Below are 2,633 nucleotides of genomic sequence, written 5' to 3'. Positions count from 1 at the left end.
CCTGCCCTACCCGCCGGAAAATGCCGCCTTGTGCGAGGAAATCGCCGAGCGTGGCGCCATCATTTCCGAAATGCCATTCGGCTGGCAGCCGCGCGCCCAGGATTTTCCACGCCGCAACCGTCTTGTCGCAGGCGCGGCACTCGGGCTAGTGGTGGTCGAGGCCGCCCAGCGTTCCGGCTCGCTCATCAGCGCCAGGCTTGCCGGCGAAATCGGCCGCCTGGTTTTTGCCGTGCCGGGCTCCCCGCTCGATCCGCGCGCCGCCGGCACCAACGGCTTGCTCAAGGACGGCGCCACGCTGGTCACCGAGGCATCGGACATTTCCAGAGCGATCGCGCCGCTGACCGGCCTGCGGGCGCCTGCTGTGCCGCCGTTCGAGGACCCGCCCGACTTTTCGGTCACGCCGCCACCCGGCGAGAGCGACCGCGCCAAGGTCATCGAAGCGCTGGGCCCCACACCGGTGCCAATCGACGAGATCATCCGCCACACCGGCCTTCACCCGGCCCAGGTCTTCATGGTTCTGCTGGAACTCGACCTTGCCGGCCGGCTCGAACGCCATGCCGGCGGCAATGTTTCGCTGATTTTCGGGCAACGCTGAGCACAGCCGTCAATGACGGTTGAGCTTCTTCGTCCCGGTCTCGGCATAATCTGGCGTGTTGGCTCCAAATAAATCGTTTTCGACAGCCTTGCGCCAGACTGCGTCCGCATCCTCCGGACGCCGCGGCTCAGTTGTCGCCTGGCGATCTCGGCTGTTCATCCTGGATTGCCGCCGCAGCCAGACGGGCATGATTTCCTGGATGAGGCTGGTCAGTTGGGTCATTGCCACTCCTTCCATGACGTGAACCGATGGGCTTGGGCAATCCGGTTCATTTGGACGTCGCGGCAAGCTTCGCCGCTTGCGCGGCCTCTCGCCTGCTCATCTCGTCCAGCCAGGCCAGGGCCGCATCCACCCCAGCCAACCCAAAAAGCGCCGCTGTCGATCCTTGCGGCTTTATGCGAACCGAAATGCCGTCCCATTCGTTGACGGTCTCGAACCCGTTCTCGTCGGATGTATCGTCACCCAGGAACACCGGGCGCCGCCCCATGAAGGCCGGAATTTGCAGGAAGCGCCGGATGGCCGCTCCCTTCGCCGCCTCCAGCGGCATCAGCTCCACACCGGCATTTCCCGCCAGAACCCGATATCCCGCAGGCAATCTGTCCAGGGCCTGTTCGACGAGCTGTGTCGCGCGTTGCAGCAGATGCGGTGCCGCGCGTGTATGAATGGCCAGGATGGGTCCCTTGCGCTCGATATAGACATCGGCATTGTCCAGTTCCGTCGCGATTTCGTCGGCAAGCGCCGCAATATCAGCCGGTTCGCCGGCCGCCTCGACCGGACCATCGCGCGCCAGCCTGTGCTCGAGGCCATAAAGCCCGGCAGCGCGCAATCTGAGGGGCTGGAAGAGATGGTCGACGGCGGCGATCGACCGTCCGGTGATGAATGCCAGCGCTCCGTCCAGTTGCGCTTCGAGCCGCGCCAGCAGAGTGCGCAATTCGTCACTTACAACCACCGCATCTGGATGCGCGGCATGTTCGAGAAGCGTGCCATCGATATCGAGGAACAGGCTCCATGGTCCCTGCGGAACGCCTGGCACGGCGAGGTTTGGCGAGTTCGACATCACAGCGCCGCCACGCGTCTGCGATCGAGCAGCGATATGACATTGCCTGGGGCCGTCGGAGCGGCGCTGACGGCACGATCGACCGCGTCGCGCTTGCGCAATCGCGCGGCATCGAGAAGCATACTGCCTGCCCAACGGTAGACATTGTTGTCGCGCACGATCTCGCGCATGCGTCGCATGCGCTGGCTTTGCTCCTCCGGCGACATGGTCAAGGCCTGAAGCAAGGCATCGCCCATCATCGCCGCGTCATAGGGGTTGACGATCAGCGCGTCCAGAAGCTCCTTGGACGCACCGGCGAACATGCTGAGCAGCAGCACGCCCTGTTCGTCATCGCGTGTCGCGACAAACTCCTTGGCGACGAGGTTCATGCCGTCATGCAGGCTGGTGACCATACAAACGTCGGCTGCACGGTAGATTTCGTAGACCTGCTGCTGCGAGTGATGTTCCGTTATCATCAGGACGGGTGTGTAGCCTTCGCGACCATAACGCCGGTTGAGATCCTCGGCATGCCGCAGGCATTCCTCGTGCAGTTGCTGATAGGCGGGCAAGGTGCCCCGGCTGGGCGCGGCGACCTGCAGGAACGCCACCTTGCCGATCCATTCGGGATGAAGCGTCAGCAGTTCATCGAGGGCATGGAAGCGATCGAGGATGCCTTTGGTGTAGTCGAGACGTTCAACGCCCACGCACAGTTTGACATTCTCGCTCACGCCGAATTTCTCACGGACCTGTCGGCGGCATTGCGCCACGTCAGGCAGCTTGCCCAGTTTCGCCGGCGGCCATTCGATTGAGATCGGATAGGCATGGACAAGGCTGATCTGGCCGCCATAGGAGATGGCCGAATCCTCGCGCTCGATTCGGCTTTCCAGGAAACGGTCGACGCTGTCGATGAAGTTGTTGCAATGGAACTGGGTGTGGAAACCCACGATCGAACTGCCAAGCAGGCCCTCGAGAATCTTCTCGCGCCATGGGCAGATGCTGAAC

At 63.2% G+C, this 2,633-nt stretch carries 4 protein-coding genes; 1 reads left to right on the top strand and 3 read right to left on the bottom strand.

What is annotated here, in order from left to right:
* The coding region (locus C1D09_RS06780; RefSeq protein ID WP_143973556.1) for a DNA-processing protein DprA at positions 1–595 on the top strand (595 nt) is incomplete at its 5' end.
* 9 nt (positions 596–604) lie between these two features.
* Here C1D09_RS06780 and C1D09_RS06775 read toward each other — a convergent pair.
* From C1D09_RS06775 to C1D09_RS06765, 3 genes are all read right to left on the bottom strand, one after another.
* Positions 605–817 (bottom strand): hypothetical protein, encoded by a 213-nt coding sequence (locus tag C1D09_RS06775; protein ID WP_143973555.1) that lies wholly within the window; start codon positions 815–817, stop codon positions 605–607.
* A gap of 46 nt (positions 818–863) precedes the next feature.
* On the bottom strand, positions 864–1,652 hold the full coding sequence (gene otsB / locus C1D09_RS06770; RefSeq protein WP_143973554.1) for a trehalose-phosphatase: 789 nt from the start codon (positions 1,650–1,652) through the stop codon (positions 864–866).
* Positions 1,652–2,633: alpha,alpha-trehalose-phosphate synthase (UDP-forming) (locus C1D09_RS06765; protein WP_143973553.1), on the bottom strand; the 982-nt coding region annotated here is incomplete at its 5' end. The genes otsB and C1D09_RS06765, both read right to left, overlap by 1 nt.

The organism is Mesorhizobium intechi (assembly GCF_002879535.1).
Lineage (GTDB): Bacteria > Pseudomonadota > Alphaproteobacteria > Rhizobiales > Rhizobiaceae > Mesorhizobium > Mesorhizobium intechi.
The sequence above is the reverse complement of the archived record's forward strand: the minus strand, read 5'-3'. Positions and strand labels throughout refer to the sequence as shown.

Excerpts from the sequence above, each read along its gene's own strand:
- otsB (WP_143973554.1), bottom strand. The coding sequence starts at position 1,652 with ATGTCGAACTCGCCAAACCTCGCCGTGCCAGGCGTTCCGCAGGGACCA.
- C1D09_RS06775 (WP_143973555.1), bottom strand. The coding sequence starts at position 817 with ATGACCCAACTGACCAGCCTCATCCAGGAAATCATGCCCGTCTGGCTG.